The sequence below is a fragment of the Clostridia bacterium genome (assembly GCA_035561135.1).
Taxonomy (GTDB): Bacteria; Acidobacteriota; Terriglobia; order Terriglobales; family Acidobacteriaceae; genus DATMYA01.
Genome location: DATMYA010000009.1, coordinates 1 through 19,363, shown reverse-complemented (window position 1 = coordinate 19,363; position 19,363 = coordinate 1). Strand labels below are relative to the sequence as shown.

General features: G+C 58.0%; 19 protein-coding genes and 1 riboswitch. Of the genes, 14 read left to right on the top strand and 5 right to left on the bottom strand.

The window, feature by feature from the left end; translation table 11 throughout:
- Positions 1 to 13: 13 nt before the first annotated feature.
- From VN622_03360 to VN622_03350, 3 genes are all read right to left on the bottom strand, one after another.
- Positions 14 to 451: a hypothetical protein gene (locus VN622_03360; protein HWR34895.1), complete on the bottom strand. Its 438-nt coding sequence runs from the start codon at positions 449 to 451 to the stop codon at positions 14 to 16.
- A gap of 114 nt (positions 452 to 565) precedes the next feature.
- Entirely contained in the window at positions 566 to 829 is a 264-nt protein-coding gene (locus VN622_03355; GenBank protein HWR34894.1) for a hypothetical protein, read from the bottom strand.
- Between the two features lie 709 nt (positions 830 to 1,538).
- Positions 1,539 to 2,174, bottom strand: coding sequence for a hypothetical protein (locus VN622_03350; protein ID HWR34893.1), 636 nt, complete (start codon positions 2,172 to 2,174; stop codon positions 1,539 to 1,541).
- Positions 2,175 to 2,493: 319 nt separating this feature from the next.
- Here VN622_03350 and folP point away from each other — a divergent pair, with 319 nt between their 5' ends.
- Positions 2,494 to 3,465 (top strand): dihydropteroate synthase, encoded by a 972-nt coding sequence (folP, locus tag VN622_03345; GenBank protein HWR34892.1) that lies wholly within the window; start codon positions 2,494 to 2,496, stop codon positions 3,463 to 3,465.
- A 42-nt stretch (positions 3,466 to 3,507) separates the two neighbouring features.
- Here folP and dtd read toward each other — a convergent pair whose 3' ends face one another.
- Positions 3,508 to 3,957 carry a D-aminoacyl-tRNA deacylase gene (gene dtd / locus VN622_03340; GenBank protein HWR34891.1) on the bottom strand — a complete coding sequence of 150 codons (450 nt, stop codon included), beginning with the start codon at positions 3,955 to 3,957 and terminating at the stop codon, positions 3,508 to 3,510.
- A 151-nt stretch (positions 3,958 to 4,108) separates the two neighbouring features.
- Here dtd and VN622_03335 point away from each other — a divergent pair, with 151 nt between their 5' ends.
- The 11 genes from VN622_03335 (at position 4,109) to VN622_03285 (ending at position 16,800) form a co-directional block, all read left to right on the top strand.
- Positions 4,109 to 5,428: an amidohydrolase gene (locus VN622_03335; GenBank protein HWR34890.1), complete on the top strand. Its 1,320-nt coding sequence runs from the start codon at positions 4,109 to 4,111 to the stop codon at positions 5,426 to 5,428.
- Positions 5,429 to 5,556: 128 nt separating this feature from the next.
- Positions 5,557 to 6,804 (top strand): amidohydrolase family protein, encoded by a 1,248-nt coding sequence (locus VN622_03330; GenBank protein HWR34889.1) that lies wholly within the window; start codon positions 5,557 to 5,559, stop codon positions 6,802 to 6,804.
- Between the two features lie 267 nt (positions 6,805 to 7,071).
- Entirely contained in the window at positions 7,072 to 7,317 is a 246-nt protein-coding gene (gene acpP / locus VN622_03325; protein HWR34888.1) for an acyl carrier protein, read from the top strand.
- Positions 7,318 to 7,455: 138 nt separating this feature from the next.
- Positions 7,456 to 7,701 carry an acyl carrier protein gene (acpP, locus tag VN622_03320; protein HWR34887.1) on the top strand — a complete coding sequence of 82 codons (246 nt, stop codon included), beginning with the start codon at positions 7,456 to 7,458 and terminating at the stop codon, positions 7,699 to 7,701.
- A gap of 3 nt (positions 7,702 to 7,704) precedes the next feature.
- Positions 7,705 to 8,946, top strand: a complete 1,242-nt coding sequence (gene fabF / locus VN622_03315) for a beta-ketoacyl-ACP synthase II (GenBank protein ID HWR34886.1) — start codon at positions 7,705 to 7,707, stop codon at positions 8,944 to 8,946.
- Positions 8,947 to 9,133: 187 nt separating this feature from the next.
- Positions 9,134 to 9,847 carry a PilZ domain-containing protein gene (locus tag VN622_03310; GenBank protein ID HWR34885.1) on the top strand — a complete coding sequence of 238 codons (714 nt, stop codon included), beginning with the start codon at positions 9,134 to 9,136 and terminating at the stop codon, positions 9,845 to 9,847.
- A 24-nt stretch (positions 9,848 to 9,871) separates the two neighbouring features.
- The gene (locus tag VN622_03305; GenBank protein HWR34884.1) at positions 9,872 to 10,789 is read left to right on the top strand and encodes an ATP-binding cassette domain-containing protein; all 918 of its coding nucleotides are present in this window, start codon (positions 9,872 to 9,874) and stop codon (positions 10,787 to 10,789) included.
- Complete coding sequence (locus tag VN622_03300) at positions 10,782 to 12,065, top strand: ABC transporter permease (GenBank protein HWR34883.1); 1,284 nt, start codon at positions 10,782 to 10,784, stop codon at positions 12,063 to 12,065. The genes VN622_03305 and VN622_03300 overlap by 8 nt, the downstream gene beginning before the upstream one ends.
- 597 nt (positions 12,066 to 12,662) lie before the next feature.
- The gene (locus tag VN622_03295; GenBank protein HWR34882.1) at positions 12,663 to 13,472 is read left to right on the top strand and encodes an SGNH/GDSL hydrolase family protein; all 810 of its coding nucleotides are present in this window, start codon (positions 12,663 to 12,665) and stop codon (positions 13,470 to 13,472) included.
- Between the two features lie 47 nt (positions 13,473 to 13,519).
- Positions 13,520 to 14,242: a lysophospholipid acyltransferase family protein gene (locus tag VN622_03290; GenBank protein ID HWR34881.1), complete on the top strand. Its 723-nt coding sequence runs from the start codon at positions 13,520 to 13,522 to the stop codon at positions 14,240 to 14,242.
- Positions 14,243 to 14,312: 70 nt separating this feature from the next.
- A riboswitch (cobalamin riboswitch) is annotated at positions 14,313 to 14,569 on the top strand.
- Positions 14,570 to 14,595: 26 nt separating this feature from the next.
- Complete coding sequence (locus tag VN622_03285) at positions 14,596 to 16,800, top strand: TonB-dependent receptor (protein ID HWR34880.1); 2,205 nt, start codon at positions 14,596 to 14,598, stop codon at positions 16,798 to 16,800.
- Between the two features lie 262 nt (positions 16,801 to 17,062).
- Here the strand turns inward: VN622_03285 and VN622_03280 are convergent, their stop codons facing one another.
- The gene (locus tag VN622_03280) at positions 17,063 to 17,728 is read right to left on the bottom strand and encodes a class II aldolase/adducin family protein (GenBank protein HWR34879.1); all 666 of its coding nucleotides are present in this window, start codon (positions 17,726 to 17,728) and stop codon (positions 17,063 to 17,065) included.
- 201 nt (positions 17,729 to 17,929) lie between these two features.
- On the opposite strand from VN622_03280, the gene queA reads away from it, so the two are divergent.
- Positions 17,930 to 19,087 carry a tRNA preQ1(34) S-adenosylmethionine ribosyltransferase-isomerase QueA gene (gene queA / locus VN622_03275; GenBank protein HWR34878.1) on the top strand — a complete coding sequence of 386 codons (1,158 nt, stop codon included), beginning with the start codon at positions 17,930 to 17,932 and terminating at the stop codon, positions 19,085 to 19,087.
- Positions 19,088 to 19,220: 133 nt separating this feature from the next.
- A partial coding sequence (locus VN622_03270; protein HWR34877.1) for a DUF2905 family protein occupies positions 19,221 to 19,363 on the top strand: 143 nt, incomplete at its 3' end.

Genomic DNA, 19,363 nt, shown 5'->3' with positions numbered 1-19,363 from the left:
GGCGTCTCACCTCTCACTGATAACAGGCAAGATGGCCTGACTGCTCTTTCGAGAACTGCACGGGAACTGGACATGGCGTGAGCAATACATGATTGCCTTCGACCAACGATGCGCCGGTGCGGCTAGGCCGCTCCCACCCTTCGCTGTCGTACTTCACGCTGACGATTTTTTCTGTTCCATCACCAGCTAGCCCAAGCACAAGCCGTGAATCTAGTCCCTTCACGTCATATCTTGCGATAAAAGGCTGATGCCGCTTGTAGGCATCCATTACGCACTGGTCAGTTTGGGCAGTGCTTTCTCCGAAACGAACATATCCGCAGTCTTTCGCGTTGGCGCCGCTAATTTGGCGCAGATACTTGTACGTGATGGCTCCTGTTTTGTCCCGGGAGCAACCGTTGATATCCAACAACAGCGCGACTACCGCGAGTGTGAGGCTCTTGCGCATAAGCATGAGCATTCCAGTGTGGCGGTGGGTTGTTGGCGAGAACAGGCCATCTCGTAACCTATTCAGCTACCCTCGATAGTGAGTGGTATGGGGATATACCAACAGTAATCCGCTTGAGCATCAGCGAGATGCACTACGTAGACTGGCTGCTATGGCCAATAGACGTAACAGACCGTCATCGCTGCACCAGCGCGAAGCGCCACCAGGGAAGTCTTCCGCGACTTTTAAGCACTCCACACGCGCCGCTTCAACATTGCCGTTCTTGAACGTGACGGAAATGAAGTCGTCCCAGTCCCATTGCCCACAGGTTCCAGCGACGAACTTCTCAATGGTCTCGGCGACTTCGTTTTCCGTGGGTTCACGCCGACTGAATAGCTTCTTCATTGGAATATCAGGCACGTACGCACTCTACCGCTCACGTTGATAGTCGTCCAGATGGATTGTTGACGATATCAGGCCATATCGTAACCTATCCAGATACCCCCAATTACTTACGGTATGGCGACATACCGCCAACTATCCACCAAAACGCACTGCTGCTTTGGCTCACACGGCGAATCGCGGTAAGGCGACCAACCTATCAAGTGCGTTATTCGCGTGATTGTTCCGCTGTTCATACTGGACGTGTCTGGACCTTCCGAATGAAGCGTTCCTTGGACCAAAACGTAGGTGTGATTCACGCAACTGAACGCTTGCCGCTGTTCGCTTGAAAGCACAAGAGCTAACGAGTTCTTCATAAGGGAATTGTCCCCGTCCTCCTTCCGCAGCCAGAGGCTATCGTCTTCAGGTATACGCCCAATATGCAGGTATCCCCATGTCTGGATATGCTTGCCTTTATAGTTCTGCGGCGTCGCAAGCAACGGAATCATCCCAACGCTGATGGGCTTTGACGGTTTCTGTGCGACTAAATAAACCGCACTTATAGCGACCAGAAGCGCAGTTAGCAAAGCCGAGATGATGAGTCGTTTTGTCATAAGGTCCCTCTGACACCATCAAGTTTCTAAATTGCTGGCGGTATCAGGCCATCTCACTCGCTATCGAGCAAAACCGGATTACTTGCGATATGGCGATTTATCATCAACTAACCGCCCCATCAGGCAATCCATCGAACCATTTCGCCAGCCTGAACCCACTCACCGCTGGCGTTCTTCTCCATGAGTACAAACATCCCGACTGCTGAGGGCGACATTCGTCGTTCTATCCAGAACAATGCTTGGGGTTCATTCCTACTGTACGCAACGCACGAAAACCTCACGAATCCGTTCGTCTGCGGGTAATGGGCGTACAACTTCTCGATACTCTCAACTTCTTCGAAGGTACCGATGTGGTACGGCTCAGAGACTGCGAAGCGAGGTGCCACTACTGCCAGATGGGACATACAGCCATGAAACGCGGCGATGGTATCGTCCTGTAGTCCCTTAAGCTCGCGCTTCATCCAGTTCTGGTCTTCGATAGGGATAGGTTCGAAAAAGAGTGCAGTAGTTGGCGCAAGGACTGAACTACCTCTGCTGCTACCGATGCGGATACTGGTCTGTCCGCCTTTGAGGAAAGATGAAAGCACCTGATAGTCGGTGTCGGTCAGTACTGTATTCGTCTCAGGATGGCTCAACCACAGTTCCGTCTGAGAGAGGGTTGCTGGGCGCAGATGCCGCCAACCTACAACAGAAGCCGTCAGGATAATCGCTACGCTGACGAGACACAGCACCGCCGTTCGGTTTCGTCGGCTCATTCAAGCTCCTGAGGGCTACTGACACCGCGAACAAGCAAGTGGTTCCACGATTGTTGTCGGGAACAGGCCATCTCACTAGTAATCGGGAGAATCTGGGTTGCCGGCGTACGAAATGCAAGCTATGCGGTATTGGATACTCCGAAAGCACTGTCTCCCATTTTTTCTGCCAGGCGCTCAGCATCGCACAGATATCCAGGGCAGGCCTACTGATCACATCACAGGAAGAAGGCTGAAGTCGGCCGCAAGCATGACATCCAGAGATCGCCCGGAGGCCTTCTCGGCGATGTAGTTGCACGGGCTTCTACACTACAATCGCTGCATGAGGCAAGCATTCTCCTGGCAGATTGGTCGTCGTTCGCTCGCCCTGGGCGAACGCACGCTCGTCATGGGTATCGTCAACATTACCCCAGACTCGTTTTCCGATGGCGGACTGTACTTTGCTCCCGAGCGGGCGGTCGATCACGGCTTGGAACTGCTGGAGCAAGGCGCCGACATCCTGGACTTGGGCGGCGAGTCTACGCGGCCTGGCGCGGCCGTGCAGCCCGGCACAGCGGGAACTCAGGAAGCGCCCCAGGGCGCGCCGCTCTCGAAGCATGACGCGAGTTACTGGCTGCCATCCGTGTCGGCAGAAGACGAGATCGCACGCGTCGTGCCTGTTATCGAGCGCCTCAAACGCGAGCGCCCAGACTGCGTCATTTCCATCGATACATACAAAGCTTCCGTAGCACGCCGTGCCGTAGAGGCAGGCGCGGAAATCGTGAACGATGTCAGTGGCGGAACCTGGGACGCCGAGATGCTCCCGACCATCGGCGAACTCGGCTGCGGTTGCGTACTGATGCACATGCGCGGGCGTCCGGAAGATTGGCGTACTCTGCCACCCCTCGACGATGTCGTCGGCACAGTCGCCCGGGAACTGGAGATCGCCGCCGCGAAAGCCATGGGGGCCGGAATTGCTCGGGAGCGCATTGTGCTTGACCCAGGCTATGGATTTGGCAAGAGCTTCGATGAGAACTATCCTCTGCTAGCCCATTTTGGGGACCTTCGCAAGCTGGGCTTCCCGCTCCTCGCCGGAACTTCGCGCAAGTCGTTCATTGGACGCACGGTCGGGCAGCGCCTGGCCGAGGTCAGCCACGAGTCGGCCCACGATCTGTCCCCAGCGGAACGACTCCACGGCACTATCGCGAGCGTCGCAGCGGTCATCCTCAAGGGCGCGCTAATTGTCCGAGTGCATGACGTTCGTCCTGCGGTAGAGGCCGCAGCCGTCGCCGATGCCATTGTCTCTGCTGAATGACCGTTGTGCCTTGGCTGCTACGAAGGGCTGCGGTCGTTCGCATTAGAAGAGCTTTGCAGAATCCAGCAGGATCGTGACTGGACCCGCGTTCACCAGTTCCACATCCATCGTGGCCTGGAAGACGCCGGTCTCGCAGCGCAGACCCGCGGCACGAATCTTCTCGACAAAGTAGTCGTACAGTTCCTTCGCGCGTTCTGGACGGGCCGCCTCATCGAACGAGGGGCGCTTGCCACGCCTGACATCGCCGAAAAGCGTGAACTGCGAAACGGCCAGCATCGCGCCCCCCACGTCTGCGATAGAGAGATTCATCTTGCCCTCGGTGTCTTCGAAGACGCGCAATCCAGCGATCTTTTCGGCGAGGTAGTCGGCAGCCGGTTCGGAGTCGGTTTGCCCAACGCCGAGCAGCACGAGCAAGCCCGTACCGATCTGTCCCGTCACTTCGCCATTCACGCTCACTCGAGCGCGGCTCACACGCTGCACTACAGCACGCATGGGGGATAGTTTCGAACTTCAAAGCGGATGCTGCAAGGGGGAAGTCGAGAGTCGGGAGTCTGAAACTTCTCGGCTAAGTAATAGCGTGCGCTGCGTCCTTCCTTTAGAATCGCGCTCACTCCGGGTCTGCATTTCTAAGGAGCCTGTATCTATGGTGAGATCCTCGCTATCACGCGCCGCGCTTGCGATAGCGGCGCTTCTGTTGAGCTGCGCCGCGTTTGCCCAGCAACCTGTCGTCCAGCAGACTGCGCAACCAGCTACGCCAACGAGTGAATTTGTCCTGCGTAATGCGACGCTTCTTACTTCGACGCATGGGCGCATCGAACGCGGCAGCATTCATGTGAAGGATGGCAAGATCGCCGCCTTCGGCACTACCGTCAACGCGCCTGCCGGAGTCCCCGTTATCGACATTGCAGGGAAGTTCGTGACGGCCGGCATCATCGATTCGCACTCGCACATGGCCTTGTCCGATGACGTGAATGAAGCGACCAGTCCCATCGTGCCGCATATGCGCATGGAGGACGCCTTCGTTTACACGGATAAAGCTATTTATCGCGCGCTTGCAGCGGGCGTCACCAGTGCCATGCTGCTGCACGGTTCGGCTGACATGATTGGCGGGCAGTCCGTTGTCATCAAGAACAAGTTCGGATTGTCCAAAGAAAAGATGCTTTTCCCCGGCGCGCCCGCGTCGATCAAGTTCGCCAGCGGCGAGAATCCCAAGCGCGTCTTTGGAAGCAGGGAACAGTTGCCGTCCACGCGCATGGGCAATTTTGCCGTGCAGCGACAGGCTCTTCAGGAAGCGCGCGAATACATGCGCGAGTGGGACGACTACACGGCGAAAGCGAAGAAGGGCGACAAAGACGCCAAGCAGCCCAAGCGCGACCTTAAGCTCGAAGCCCTTGCCGACGTCCTTCGCGGCAAGTTCCTCGTACATATCCACTGCTACAGGGCTGACGAGTTCCTGACAGAGTTACAGATGGCGAAGGAATTTGGCTACAAGGTACGCGCCTTCCATCACGCGCTGGAGGCCTACAAGGTCGCCGACGAGCTCGAGAAAGAGGGCGTAGGCATAGACACATTCGCCGACTGGTGGGGCTATAAGTACGAGGCTTGGGACGCCATTCCATGGAATGCGGTGATGTCGATGCGCAAGGGAGTCCGTGTGGCGATCAAGAGCGACTCCGACGACTACATCAGGCGCCTCAATCAGGAAGCCGCGAAGACGATGCGTTATGGAGGCGCCACCGAGCAGGAAGCGCTCCAGATGATCACGCTTAACGCCGCGTGGATTATGGGCGTCGAAGACCGCGTCGGTTCCATCGACGTGGGCAAAGATGCCGACCTCGTTCTGTGGAGCGACTATCCGCTCTCTACCTACGCCGTTGCCGATAAGGTTTGGATCGATGGCCAGTTGTGGTTTGATCGCTCGCTGCCCGGATACGGCATGCCGAACTATAAGGAGGGCCTGTGAGTCAGTCCTCGGTTGTTAACTGTCATGTGTCAGCCAGAACGGTTGTGCTGCTCATTGCTGTTTTCCTCCTTTCTTCGTTCTGTTTCGCGCAGAAACCGAAACAGCCGGAAGCAGGGGTTGGGCGCGGTGTGCCTGACCGCTCCCCGGTTCCACCGGCACCGGTCGTCCTTAAGGGAGGCAAGCTGCTGACGATCACGCACGGCGTCATCCCGAACGGTGTGCTGGTCATGCACGGCGGAAAGATTACTGCGGTGGGAGTTGCAGGGTCGGTAAACATTCCAGCCAACGCTCGCGTCATCGACGTCACTGGCATGACGGTGTATCCCGGCCTCATCGATTCAGAAACTCACCTTGGGCTCATCGAGATCGAGGCCGACGACGCGACGAATGACCTCATCGAGTCCAGCGACAACATCATGCCGCACATGCACGTGTATGACGCCTTCCATGCGGAATCGGAGCTTATTCCCGTAACCCGCGCCAACGGCGTCACGAACGCGATTGTCGCGCCGGCCAGCCGCGACACCATTCCCGGACAGGATCTCCTGATACAGCTCGATGGCCGCTCCGCGCCCGAGATGATTCTGACGCGCGACATCGCTATGCCACTGAACTTTACGGGAGAGCAGCGTCGTAACGCATCGTTCGAGAAAGCTAAGTATCCGCAGACGCGCATGGGCGTGGTCGCACAACTTCGTCAGGCCTTCCTCGATACGCAGGAGTATTCCCGTAAGTGGCACGAGTACGAAAAGAAGTCGGCCACGGATAAGGAGAAGGACGGCCCACCAAAGCGCGATCTCAAGCTGGAGGCGCTGGCGCCCTATCTGGAAGGCACTCGGCCTATCGTGCTTGCAGCCCACGAACCGAGCGACGTAGAGACCATTGTCGCGCTCGCCAACGAGTTCAAGCTGAGGTTTGTTTTGAACCACGTGACGCGTTCGCAGAAGCTGATGGATCGCATCGCCGAACTCAAGGTTCCGGTCATCGTCGGTCCCATCTACGAACTTCCGAAGGACGACCAGCGCTACGATGCTGTTTATCGACTGCCAGCCGAGTTGCACAAGCGTGGCGTTAAGATCGCCTTTGCGAGCTATGAGGCGCACAACTCCCGTAACTTGCCCTACGCCGCCGGATACGCGGTTGCGTTCGGTTTACCGTATGACGAGGCGTTAAAGGCCGTTACCCTCAATGCTGCTGAAATATGGGGAGTCGATAAGCAGTTGGGCTCCCTCGACGCCGGCAAGACCGCCAACATTGTGGTCGCGAGCGGCGATCCGCTTGATGTGAAGACGGACGTAAAGCGTGTGTTCATACAGGGTCGCGAGATTCCTCTGGACAATCGACAGACGCATCTGCGCGACCAGTACAGCAGGTAGTGGAGCACTTTTCAACAAATGCGGCGAGGCTGGTTCCTCGCCGCACGATTGCTCTGGTTGTCACCTTGCGTTGACCGTATTTTGAGCAGCGGTTAGGATGATGGCTGAGTTTGGGACCCCTCTGACGTACTATTATGGGGACTCAACCAGATTTCCAGCACTTCATGTGAGCCGTGTCGCTGGCGCCCGGCTCGTATTTCTTTACAGAGATTCAGACGCGCCAGTAGACTATCCAGTTTGTCATTCCCCACAGGAGGCGCCAATCATATGGCATCCGTAGAAGAGAAAGTTAAGCAGATTATTGTCGAGCAGTTGGGTGTCGATGAAGCAGAAGTCACGACGAGCGCGTCATTCGTCGATGACCTCGGCGCCGACTCCTTGGACACGGTCGAGTTGGTAATGGCCTTTGAAGAGGCTTTCGACATAGAAATTCCTGACGAAGACGCGGAGAAGATCCGCACCGTGCACGATGCCGTCGATTACATCGGCAAACACGCCAAGGTTGGGAAATAACAGTTCGCGGCGGTTCGTTGTGCCGCCTTCGAAATCCGTTCATGCACGGCGGCGCAACGAGAACGCCGCGGCAGAGCTTTCCGCGAACTGCCGCGCACACCGTTTGCCGGAAGCTCGCGAAAAGGAGAACTACGCTCAATGGCTTCAGTTGATGAAAAAGTAAAGCAGATCATTGTGGAACAGCTCGGTGTCGATGAAGGTGAAGTAACGGCCAATGCGTCGTTTGTTGACGACCTCGGCGCGGATTCGCTGGACACCGTCGAACTCGTCATGGCCTTCGAAGAAGCTTTTGATATTGAGATTCCCGACGAAGACGCCGAAAAGATTCGCACCGTGAAAGACGCTGTCGAGTACATCGGCAAGAACTCGAAAGGCGGCAAATAACCCTTGGCCCGCCGCGTAGTAATCACGGGAATCGGTCTTATTTGCGGGGTCGGTCACACCGTCGATGAGGTTTGGCAAAACCTTCTCGCCGGGAAAAGCGGTGTTGCCCGTATCACGGCCTTTGACACTGCCCAGTTCGCGTGCCAGATCGCGGCTGAGGTCAAGAACTTCGACCCGCTCAACTTCATCGACAAGAAGGAAGTTAAAAAGATGGGCCGCTTCATCCACATGGCGCTCGCCGCCACGGATGAAGCAATGAGAATGTCGGGACTGAAAGTCACGCCCGAGCTCGCCACCCGCGTCGGCGTGCATATCGGCTCAGGCATCGGCGGTTTCGATGTGATCGAGCGCGAGCACTCCAATCTGCTCAATGGCGGCCCGCGGAAAATCTCGCCCTTCTTCATTCCTGCCGCAATCGTCAATCTCGCTGCCGGGCATGTCAGTATTCGCTACGGCGCGAAAGGCCCGAACGAGGCTACGTGCACTGCGTGCACGTCCAGCGCACACTCCGTCGGCGATGCCTTCAAGATCATCGCTCGCGGGGATGCCGACGCGATGATCGCTGGCGGCACTGAAGCGGCCATCACGCCCATGGGCGTCGGCGGCTTCGCTGCCATGCGCGCGCTCTCTACGCGCAATGACGATCCTGAACGCGCTTCGCGTCCCTGGGACACCGAACGCGACGGCTTCGTTATCGGCGAGGGCTCCGGGATGCTCGTGCTCGAAGAACTCGAGTTCGCGCGCGCTCGTGGCGCCAACATCCTTGCCGAGATCATCGGCTACGGCATGAGCGGCGATGCCAACCACATCACTCAACCGGCGGAAGATGGCGACGGCGGCTGCCGCGTCATGCAGAACGCGATGAAGGATGCAGGGATTTCACCCAGCCAGGTTGACTACATCAACGCTCACGGCACATCGACTCCGCTTGGCGACAAGCTGGAGACGCTGGCCATCAAGCGTGCGCTCGGCGAACACGCCTGCAAGGTTGCCGTCAGTTCTACCAAGTCCATGACGGGACACCTTCTCGGTGGCGCTGGCGGACTGGAGGCAGGCATCACGATCCTCGCACTTTGCAACCAGATCGTGCCGCCTACTGCCAACCTCGACCATGTTGACGCGGAATGCGACCTGGACTACGTGCCACTCACGGCGCGCAAGATGGACCTCAACATCGCACTCTCGAACTCATTTGGCTTCGGCGGAACAAACGGCTGTCTCGCTTTCCGTCGCTGGACTGAATAGCTTAATTCCGAAAGGCAAAAGGCACGGCTCGCGCCGTGCCTTTCGTTTATTTCAGAAAGTACGGTACGCCTGAGGCATGGACCCATGCGTCGCCGCGCCGTCGGTGCACATCAGTAGGCAACTGCTAAGCATTGCCAAAGCTGCGGGTTCGAGACACAATAACGCTCCCGGAGTTCGGACCCTCAATATGCCATCTGTTCCTGCCATCACACCGCAGAAGACGCCGGTGTCGCGAATTGCCGCCAGGGTCGCCCTCGTTGGGCTGGACGAGCCAACGACGGCGCTGCTGCGCGAATGTTTCCGCCAGTTCGGTATTGATTCCGTGGAAATCAGTCTCGACCAGGCGATTGAACGTATTCACAAAGAGAAGATGGAAGCGTGTGTCGTTTGCCTGGACGAAAATGCCGGCAACATTCTGACCACAATTCGGAAATCGCCCTCGAACCACAGGATGGTCATTTACGGAATATGCGCCAGCGCGCAGCAATCCCTGCGCTTTTCGCAGTATGGCGTGAACGCAATCATCAACGATCCTGTCGAGCGCCAGAACGCATTGCGGGTTGTGCGTGCCACTCACCTGCTCGTTCTTCACGAACTGCGCCGGTACATCCGCATCCCTATCGTGAGCGAGCTTCGCGTTGTTCACGACACTGTCCACACCCGGGCGACATTGCAGGAGATCAGCGGTGGCGGACTCTCGGCAGAAACAATGCACTCATTTAAGATCGGCGACCCCTGCGAAGTGACGCTCAACTTGCCGAAGTTGCCAACGTTGACATTGCAGGCGCGGGTCGCCTGGGTTCGGCCAGAACAGCGCCTTGCGGGATTCCGTTTCGAACCGCAGGAGCAGAACCGGTTCCGAATCAAGATTTGGATTGATGAATATCTCGACCTTGAATAAGTTGAGCGGACGAACTGCCCATCCATGACGAACACCCTTGAGCTGTGCTCGATCTGCAAAAGCTACGACCAATTCAAAGCCGTCGATAACCTGTCATTCGCGATACGTCCGGGAACGGTGTACGGGCTACTTGGCCCTAATGGAGCCGGCAAAACCAGCACGCTACGCACAATGATTGGCATCACCTTGCCGGACTCCGGCGAAGTTCGGTTGTTCGGCGAGCACTTCCGCCGCGAACATCTCGCGCGCATCGGTTATCTGCCGGAAGAGCGCGGGCTCTACAAGCGCATGCACATTCTCGAACTGCTGGTCTTCCTTGCGGAACTCAAGGGCGTGGAGCGCATGGAAGCCGCGAAGCGCGCGATGTGGTGGCTGGAGCGGCTAGAACTCGGCCGCTGGGCCAAGTCAAAGGTCGAAGAGCTCTCGAAGGGCATGCAGCAGAAGGTTCAGTTCATTGCCGCCGTGCTCCATCAACCGGAGTTCGTGATCATGGACGAGCCCTTCTCCGGCCTCGATCCGGCGAACGCCATGGATCTCAAGAACATCCTGCTCGAACTCAAGCAAGCTGGAAAAACGATCCTGTTCTCAACCCATCGTATGGATCAGGTAGAGCGGCTTTGCGATTCCATTTGCCTGGTCAATCGCGGCAAGTCCGTGCTCGAAGGCGAACTGAAGCAGATCAAAGCCGGCTACGGCCGCAGCAGCGTACAGATGGAATACGATGGGGCGGCCCCTTTCCTCGAACGCAGCGATCTAGTCCAGTCGTTCAATAACTACGGCAACTTCGTCGAGCTTCGCTTGCAGCCGGGCGCAGATTCGCAACAACTGCTGGAGATAGCGATGAAGACGGCGCGAGTGAACCGGTTCGAGCTGGTAGAGCCTTCGCTGGAAGAGATCTTCATCGACGTGGTCGGAAAAGATGTGGTGGTCAAAGATGCGTAATACCTGGCTGATTCTTCGACGCGAATACCTGGAACGCGTGCGCAGCAAGGCGTTCATCCTGTTCACCGTATTGATGCCGGTATTCGTCGTGGGCATTATCATGGTGCCCAGCAAACTGGCGTCGATGCGCTCTGGGGGCGACCACCATATCGTGGTCGCGGGCTCGAACGAGTTCGTCGCCAACGCCGTTAAGCAGCAACTCGAAAACGGTGTAGCCGCGCTCAGGACGGGTTTTGAAGGACGAAGCGAGAATCCGCCCAGGTACTTTGTGGAAGTCAGTCTGGACGCGTCAGAAGCAGGCAGAAAGGCGCTTACCGAGCGAGTGAATAACGGCACGCTCGAAGGCTTTCTCTGGGTTGGCGATGACGCCATCGAGGCTCACAAGCTCATTTACGGCAGCCGCGGCGCCAGCGATTTTATGGAGGTCGTCTCGCTCAAGACGGCTGTGACAGCGGCGCTGATGAAGCAGCAACTCGGCGTCTACGGGCTCTCCACTGAACAATCCGAACGACTGCTGAGGCCGTACGAAATCGAGACCATCCGGATCGAGAATGGCAAGGAAAGCAAGTCCGGGGGAATCGGTGAGGTTGCGCTTCCGTTCCTGCTCATGATGATGATTTACATGACCGTGCTCATCTATGGCGTTGCCGTGATGCGCTCGGTGCTGGAAGAGAAAACATCGCGCGTCATAGAGGTGCTGCTGTCGTCCGCGACACCACGCCAGATGATGGCCGGCAAGATTCTCGGCGTTGGAGCCGTCGGTCTTACGCAAATTCTGATCTGGGTGGCGCTTGGCCTCATCGCTTCCACACCGGCGGTGGTCGCCGCCAAGCCTTACCTGGCGCAACTGCACATCGCGCCGGGCGTCTACATATTCTTCCCCGTGTTTTTCCTGCTCGGCTTCGTGCTCTACAGCACGATGTACGCTGCAGTCGCCGCGATGGTGAACTCGGACGAGGAAGCGCAACAGATGCAGTGGCCCGTCATGCTGCCCATCATCCTGTGCAGCACTTTCGCGTTCGCGGTAATCAGGCAGCCGAATTCTGCGACATCATTCTGGCTATCGCTCTTTCCATTTACCTCTCCGCTCATCATGTTCGTTCGAATTGTCGTGCAACAACCACCGCTGTGGCAGATATTCCTGTCCATAGGCATTCTCGCCGTCTCCATTTATGGGATGGTCGCGCTCTGCTCGCGTATCTACCGCGTTGGCATCCTGATGTACGGTAAGCGGCCCACCCTGCCGGAGTTGCTGAAGTGGATTAAGTATGCCTGATAATCGGAGCATGGCTAGGAGCGATTGGCGTTAGTGCAACAGGGTCTTCGACTCCGCTGCGCTCCGTCAGGAAGACAAATAATTTGTGAGTGTGGATTTGCCTGGCAAGAAGCCGTAGTGAAGGAGCGCGGAGGCGGGGGCGGCGCGTACGAGCAAAAGACCCCTGCATTGCAGCAGAATGCTGCTGAAACACCCGGGTGAAACCGCGCTGTCGCACCCACATCGGCGAATCTTTCCGTACTCGGCAACGACGCACACGCTGCGCACGCTGTTCAGTCGAAGTGAATGGACATATCAGCTTGGGCGATATAGCGACCCTGTCCTACTCGCTCGATGGCGGGTTGACCAAAATCACATGGAAAAGTTATCGCGCCATGAGCACGATACCAAACATCAGTGCCGACGTCCCTCCGCCGGTAACGCGGAGCACATCGGTACGTACGGATGCAATCCAAGTGCTGTTGGAGCTAGACCAAGCCTACTATATGCGACGGTGACGGCCAGCTCGCTCACCCTTCAGTGCGAGACCACGCCCGTAGCTAGTACGGATGAGAACACCAGCGCGAGCTTCATCTTCTTTTAGGAGCAATCGACAACATGAAACGACTTGTAATGATGGCGGTATTGCTGTACTCGGTAGCTGGCTTTGCTCAGAATGCCAGGACCTCCCCAGCGAAAGAGACGGATGCGGGGACCAAACAGTACGTTGATCTTGAGGCGTCAGCGGACGGCAAGGACATCACCCCTAATTCGGTCACAGCTAAGAGCGTCAAGGCGAACTCTGTCGCTTCGCTTGTTGTGGAGGGTGCCAGCAACGCGGCAGGATACGGTCTCGCCGACGCTGACAAGTGGGATGTAAAGGCAGGAGCCTTGAGCAATCTTGTGGGGCGCGGCCCGCGCTACAACGTCGCAACATCTGGTCACACCATCGGTAACATCGTCGCGGATTATGCCAGCCAGGTGTATCCGTTGCGGCCAGCGGTCACGGGCAACACGCCTACGTATCTGGTTGTGATCGTCGGCCACAACGACATCACAGTGGGCGGGACAAGTGCAGCCATGTTTGCCTCGCTGAAAGCATATTGGCTACAAGCTAAAGCTGACGGGTTTACGGTGATCGCAGCGACGATAAGCCGTAGCCCTCGCATCACCGGCCAAAAGGATATTGAGCGCATCGGCTACAACGCATTGATACGCTCATCGAATGACTATGAGTATCTGCTAGATTTGGATTCGCTGCTTCCCGACAACCTCGACATGAGCTTCTTTCAGGCGGACGGTGTGCATTACGGAGCGGGCGCAACGTCGCGTATTGCTCAGGCGCTGAACGCTATCATCGGTTCGGCTGGCTCTCAGGCTTCGACTCCCAATCCGCGCAGCATTACGTCACGGAGGGGACGACATTAGTAGACAAGCTCAGAGGTAAAAGACGAATCACCCGTTACAATCGTGCCGTGGCCAATTCCGTAGAAGTCGAAGCCGAGCGCAAGACGAAGGCTGACGAAGCATTCACTCTTCGTCAGCGAATTGCGCTTTGGTTCATCAGCACCATCGGCTACATCGCAATTCGGTTAATTGGCGCAACTCTGAGATACGAGTGCAGCAGCGAACAGCCATCCGAGATTCCGGACGACGGGATGCCGCCGGCGCGTGTGATTGCTCCGTTCTGGCACCGGTCCGTTTTTCCGGCGACATACTATTTTCGTGATCGTGGCGTTTCTGTGATGACAAGCCGCAGCTTCGATGGCGAGTACATCGCGCGCATTATCGAGAGTTTTGGTTTCCGTGCCGTGCGCGGCTCGAGTTCTCGGGGAGCCGTTCGCGCCCTGCTCGGGATGCACACCGTCATTGAGGCTGGGGGTATCGCGGCGTTCACCATCGATGGTCCGCGCGGCCCCAAGTACGTTGCCAAGCCCGGCCCGGTGCTGCTGGCGCGCAATACCGGAGCACCCATCCTCTGCTTCTATGTTGCGTTAAGCAAAACATGGCAACTGAACTCCTGGGACGACTTCATGATTCCGAAACCGTTTTCCCGCGCGCACATTCGATGGTCGGCTCCTATCGTCGTGCCCAGGGAAGCCGGGTCTGAACAGATGAAGCTCCTGCACGAAGAAATGCAGCAGGCACTCGAACGCGTCCGGCACTACGCAGAGGAGCAGGTCGCACGCGCGCGTTGACACCTGCCGAGTTTTTACTTAGAGTCAACTTTTGATCCAGAGCGGAATAAACTCGCGCTCTGCGTTCTTTTCAAATCTATCGTTCGCGCGTTCCCGGCGCTCGCCGGGGACTTTGGGAAGCGGGTGAGAATCCCGCGCTGCCGCGCAACTGTAAACGAGTGGGCCTGAAGAGGCCCAAATGTCCCGACCGTGTTGGTCGCGACTCGTCTGCCGGTCACTGTGCCATCAGGCATGGGAAGGCCGGCTGAATCGTCTCCGAGCATGACTCGGACGACTCAGGACGCATCTCGTCAAGCCAGGAGACCGGCGCGAACGCCGACAATAAACCCCTTTCGCGTGCAAAGGAGGACGTCTTGCGATTCGTCCGCAGTGCCATTCTGCTTTTCCTTGTGTCCGGTTTCAGCTACGCCGCTGACCTCAAAGTCCGCGTCATCGATCCCCATTCCGCCGTTGTACCCAAGGCGCGCGTTAGTCTGCTCGACGCTTCTGGCGGGCGCGTGCTCGCCGTTTCGCCTGCTTCTGCCGCAGGCTCCGCCGCCTTCAGCGGCATCAGTGCCGGGTCATACCGTGTCCGCGTTCTTGCACCTGGGTTCGCTGAGCGGGTCGAGCGGGTGGAAGTCGGTGGCGAAACGTCCGCCCTCATCAAACTAGCGATCGCCGCCGCACCGGAAACGGTCGTCGTCACCGCTGCCGCCGCTCCCTTGCCCGCCGAACAGTCCGGCGTGACCGTTGGCACTCTCGGTACTGAGACGCTGGAGGCGCTGAACGCAACCGACCTTGGCGATGCTCTTCGCTTCGCCCCCGGCGTTACCCTGGCCGATGCAGGACGCCGTGGCGGGCTTTCCACGCTCTTCGTGCGTGGCGGCGAGTCGCGCTACAACAAAGTTCTAATCGATGACGTTCCTGTGAACGATGCCGGCGGCACATTCGATTTCGGCGTGGTCTCTCTGGACCAGATCGAGCGTGTTGAACTTCTGCGTGGCGCGGCCAGCAGTCTGTACGGCTCAGACGCCATGACCAGTGTGGTGCAGGCGTGGAGTGCCCCCGGATCGACTCCCGTCCCCGAACTTCGCTTTGGCGCCGAAGGCGGCACGTTTGGCACCGCTCGCGGATACGCATCGGTTGCCGCCGCCCGCGGCCGCTTCGACTACAACCTCTTCGGTGAGCAGTTCAACACCAGCGGGCAGGGCATCAACGACGAGTATTCCAACGCCTCGCAGGGAGCGAATTTCGGTGTACGGCTCGCAGAGAATGTTTCTCTGCGATTGCGCGCCCGCCATTCCAACAGCCGCACGGGCGTGCCGTCGAACTGGTGGTTCAACAATTTCACATTCATTCCGCCCGATAGCGATCAGTACGCGCGGCAGAATAACTTCCTGGCCAGTGCCGACCTCACCGTCGTTGGCCCTAACAACTGGATCCACCGCTTCACCGGGTTCGAATACAACCACCAGCGCCGGAACTCCGATACGGTTGCCGACGCCGGCCGGCCGTTCGATGATCCATTCGATTCGCGCACGAAGTTCAATCGCGCGGGTTTGCAATACACGTCCGAGATTTCCCCGCGTGAGTGGACCCGTACAGTTTTCGGATACCACTTCGAAGATGAGAACGGCTTTATCGACAGTTCGTTTGTGTCATTCGGATTTCCCGGTGCGACGCACACGCACGGACTGCGACGCAATCACGCTGTTTTTGGCGAGCAGTTCGTGAACTGGCGTCGCCTGTCGCTGCTGGCCGGTGCTCGCTATGAGCACAACGAAAGCTTCGGCAATAAGGTTTTGCCGCGTGCCACTCTCACGCTGCTGGCACTGCGCGGCGGCTCGCTCTTCTCTGGAACGCGACTGCGGGGCAGCTATTCAGAGGGGATCAAGGCGCCGACCTTCGAGGAGTCGTTCGGAGTCACAGGCTCATTCGTGACTATCGGGAATCCTGATCTGCGGCCGGAGCGTGCGCGCTCACTCGAAGGCGGCTTCCAGCAGAGCCTTTTCGGCGGACGCTATGCTCTGGCAGCCACATACTTCAATAACCGTTTCACCGACCAGATCCAGTTCAAGTTCGATGCTGTCGCGTCGCAGTACATCAACATCAATCGCTCGCTGGCGCACGGAGCGGAAGTCGAGCTGAGTGGACGCATCTCGCGCCGTCTCTCGCTCGACGGCGCTTACGTTTACACGTCGACGCAGGTTCTTAGCGCGCCGCTCTGCACGCCGGGGTTCGGCTGCAACGCCGCGGGAGAGCCCTTGCTGCGCCGCCCTAAGCACAGCGGCAACCTGCTGCTAACCTACAACGGTACCCGCTGGGGCGGATCGCTCGGCGGCACCTTCGTTGGCCGACGCTCAGACTCAGACTTCTTCTTCGGGGCGATACCGCCGGTCAACTATGCGGCCGGCTACGCGCGCGCCGACGTCTCCGCCTGGTACGCCATCAATCGGCGCGTTACGGCCTATGCCAATATCGGGAACATTCTCAACCACCGTTACAACGATGTCGTGGGGTATCCCGGGCTGAAAGCCAACTTCCGCGCCGGTATGCGGTTCCGAATTGGCGGCGAGTAGAGTTAGCAGCATTGAGTCTAGAGCGACCCTCAGCGGCTAAAAGCCGCCTCTGATTGAGTGCGGCTTACGGCACGCCTGAAGGCGTGCCCCTTCTTCGGCGTTGAACCTAGCGCAGCTAACGGCAGACGCGGGATGACTTTCCTCGGATGGCCGATTCGATATTTCAGCTGACTATGTCAGATGACAATTCGACATTTTCGCTGGCAGTTGAAACGGGATTGCGAGTAGCGTTGCACTCAACAAAAGGCCGGTGGTACGCCCACTAGGCGGGTTTCGAAGTAGCCATCCTCATCGCACGGTACTTCTCTCTGGCGACGATCAGCTTGCGAACATTCTCTTCGCTCAAAACCTTCTGCCGGCCGAGTTGATGCGTGACCAACGCGATTCTTGCAAAGTGCTCAACGGTCTCCATATGCATGTAAGCCGTCAGGAGATCCTCCGCATAGGTCACCACGCCATGGTTAGCCATCAGAATTGCATTGTGATCCGGCACGAGCGGGGCGAGGCTTGCGGAAAGCTCGGGAGTGCCCGGCGTGGCGTACTTTGCGAGTGGCACAGAGCCGAGCGACAGTACGATTTCGGAAACCAGTGCCTGGTCCAGAGAGAGTCCCGCTGCGGCATAGCCTGTAGCCGTCGGCGGATGCGAATGCACTACGGCATTCACGTCCGGGCGCAGCTTGTAAATTGTGAGGTGCATGGCGATTTCGCTGGAAACCTCGCGAAAGCCATCGACTTTGCGGCCGTCCATGTCCACGCGCACCATGTCTTCGCCAGACATCATGCCTTTGCACATGCAGGTCGGCGTAGAGAGCACAGTCCCATCGCTCTGCCGGACAGACAAATTGCCGTCGGTAGCCGCAATAAAGCCTTTTTCATGCAGCATCTTGCCGAGTTTAACGAGTTCGTGCCGGTGCTCGTGATCGCTCATGATAAAGGGAACTGCTCGGTCGAGTCCTACGGGGAATCTCACGCAGTTGGCGTATAGTATCCCACCCGGCACGCCTTCGCCAAATCAGTTCGGAAGTACCGCAATCTCGTCGGGCTGCGTGCTGCAGGCGGTCTGGGAAGTTAGGCATCCCGCGAGTGGCGCTGATGAATTGCGTAATAACTGCCGCCTTATAATCTATCCGTGCTCGTTACGGAATTTGATTTCTACTTGCCAGAGGAACTGATCGCGCAGCAACCGCTGTGTGACCGCGCTGCGGCGCGGATGCTCCATCTGAGACGGGAGACGAACGGATTTCGCGACACTCATTTCGGCCAGTTTCCCGACTTGCTCCGCCCTGACGATCTAGTCGTCTTCAATAACACTCGCGTTCTGCCGGCGCGCCTCTATGGACGCCGTGCCGGTATTCATTCGCAGCCGCTCAGCCCGCAGAATCCGGCGATGAAGGAGTTCCTCCACGGCCGCATGGAGGTGCTTCTGACAAAACAGCTCTCCTCCGATCCGCAAACGTGGGAGGCGCTGGTCAGGCCGGGTCGGAAGATAGGCATCGGCGAGCAGCTATATTTCGGAGAAGGAGAGAGAGGCGAGCTTCAGGCCGAGGTCGTTGCGCGCGGGGAATTCGGCGAGCGCACCGTCCGTTTCCAATCGGTTGCGGACTTCTTCGGCACCCTTGAGCGGCTCGGCCACGTACCGCTGCCGCCCTACATCCACCGCGCTGACCGCCCGGAAGACCGCGAGCAGTACCAGACGATCTTCGCCCGCGAACGCGGTTCCGTCGCCGCGCCTACTGCCGGACTGCACTTCACGCCAGAGATTCTGGAACGCCTTCGCCAGCGCGGCATAGAGACCGCCGAAGTCACTCTCCACGTCGGCCTGGGCACTTTCCAGCCCGTGCGTTCAGAAGTCGTGGAGCAGCACCGTATTCATCGCGAGCGTTACAGCATTTCGCCCGAGGCATCGGAAAAAATCAACCGCGCCCGCAGCTCCGGCCGCCGCATCGTTGCCGTCGGCACGACCTCGGTCCGCACGCTCGAATTTGCCGCCCAACAGAGCGCCGCGAAGGCGGGTGACACCAGCGCCGCCCAGCAAAGCGCCTCGCAAGCGGGTGACAGTTTTCAGGCGATTTCAGCCCAGAGCGGCGAGGCCGATATTTTCATCTACCCCGGATTCCAGTTCCGAGTTGTTGGCGCCATGCTCACCAACTTCCACTTGCCGCAATCCACGCTGCTCATGCTGGTTTCGGCATTTGCCGGACGGGAGCGCGTGCTCGCCGCCTACGAACACGCTGTAAGGGAGCGGTACCGCTTCTTCTCTTACGGCGACTGCATGTTGATCGAATAGCATTTGCGGCGAACGCTCGGAGTTGCGCATGACGAGCAATGGATCCTTATGATTTCACGCGAACGATGATGCAATATTCTCGAAGTCTTCATCGAACAATGTTTGACTGGGGATAAGTTTGACTGGGATAAGAATGGGCGACATCGGACGAGTGCTGATTATCTTCGGAGCTGTGCTATTGCTGGTCGGCGTGCTCCTGCTCGTTGCCGGACGCCTCAATCTGCCCATTGGACGGTTGCCCGGCGATATCACCTATCGCGGCAAGAACACGGTAGT

Coding starts and splice junctions, on each gene's coding strand:
- VN622_03280 (HWR34879.1), bottom strand. CDS start 17,728: ATGAGCGATCACGAGCACCGGCACGAACTCGTTAAACTCGGCAAGATG.
- VN622_03350 (HWR34893.1), bottom strand. CDS start 2,174: ATGAGCCGACGAAACCGAACGGCGGTGCTGTGTCTCGTCAGCGTAGCG.
- folP (HWR34892.1), top strand. CDS start 2,494: ATGAGGCAAGCATTCTCCTGGCAGATTGGTCGTCGTTCGCTCGCCCTG.
- VN622_03305 (HWR34884.1), top strand. CDS start 9,872: ATGACGAACACCCTTGAGCTGTGCTCGATCTGCAAAAGCTACGACCAA.
- acpP (HWR34888.1), top strand. CDS start 7,072: ATGGCATCCGTAGAAGAGAAAGTTAAGCAGATTATTGTCGAGCAGTTG.
- VN622_03300 (HWR34883.1), top strand. CDS start 10,782: ATGCGTAATACCTGGCTGATTCTTCGACGCGAATACCTGGAACGCGTG.
- VN622_03295 (HWR34882.1), top strand. CDS start 12,663: ATGAAACGACTTGTAATGATGGCGGTATTGCTGTACTCGGTAGCTGGC.
- acpP (HWR34887.1), top strand. CDS start 7,456: ATGGCTTCAGTTGATGAAAAAGTAAAGCAGATCATTGTGGAACAGCTC.
- VN622_03310 (HWR34885.1), top strand. CDS start 9,134: ATGCCATCTGTTCCTGCCATCACACCGCAGAAGACGCCGGTGTCGCGA.
- dtd (HWR34891.1), bottom strand. CDS start 3,957: ATGCGTGCTGTAGTGCAGCGTGTGAGCCGCGCTCGAGTGAGCGTGAAT.
- VN622_03355 (HWR34894.1), bottom strand. CDS start 829: ATGAAGAAGCTATTCAGTCGGCGTGAACCCACGGAAAACGAAGTCGCC.
- VN622_03335 (HWR34890.1), top strand. CDS start 4,109: ATGGTGAGATCCTCGCTATCACGCGCCGCGCTTGCGATAGCGGCGCTT.
- VN622_03360 (HWR34895.1), bottom strand. CDS start 451: ATGCTTATGCGCAAGAGCCTCACACTCGCGGTAGTCGCGCTGTTGTTG.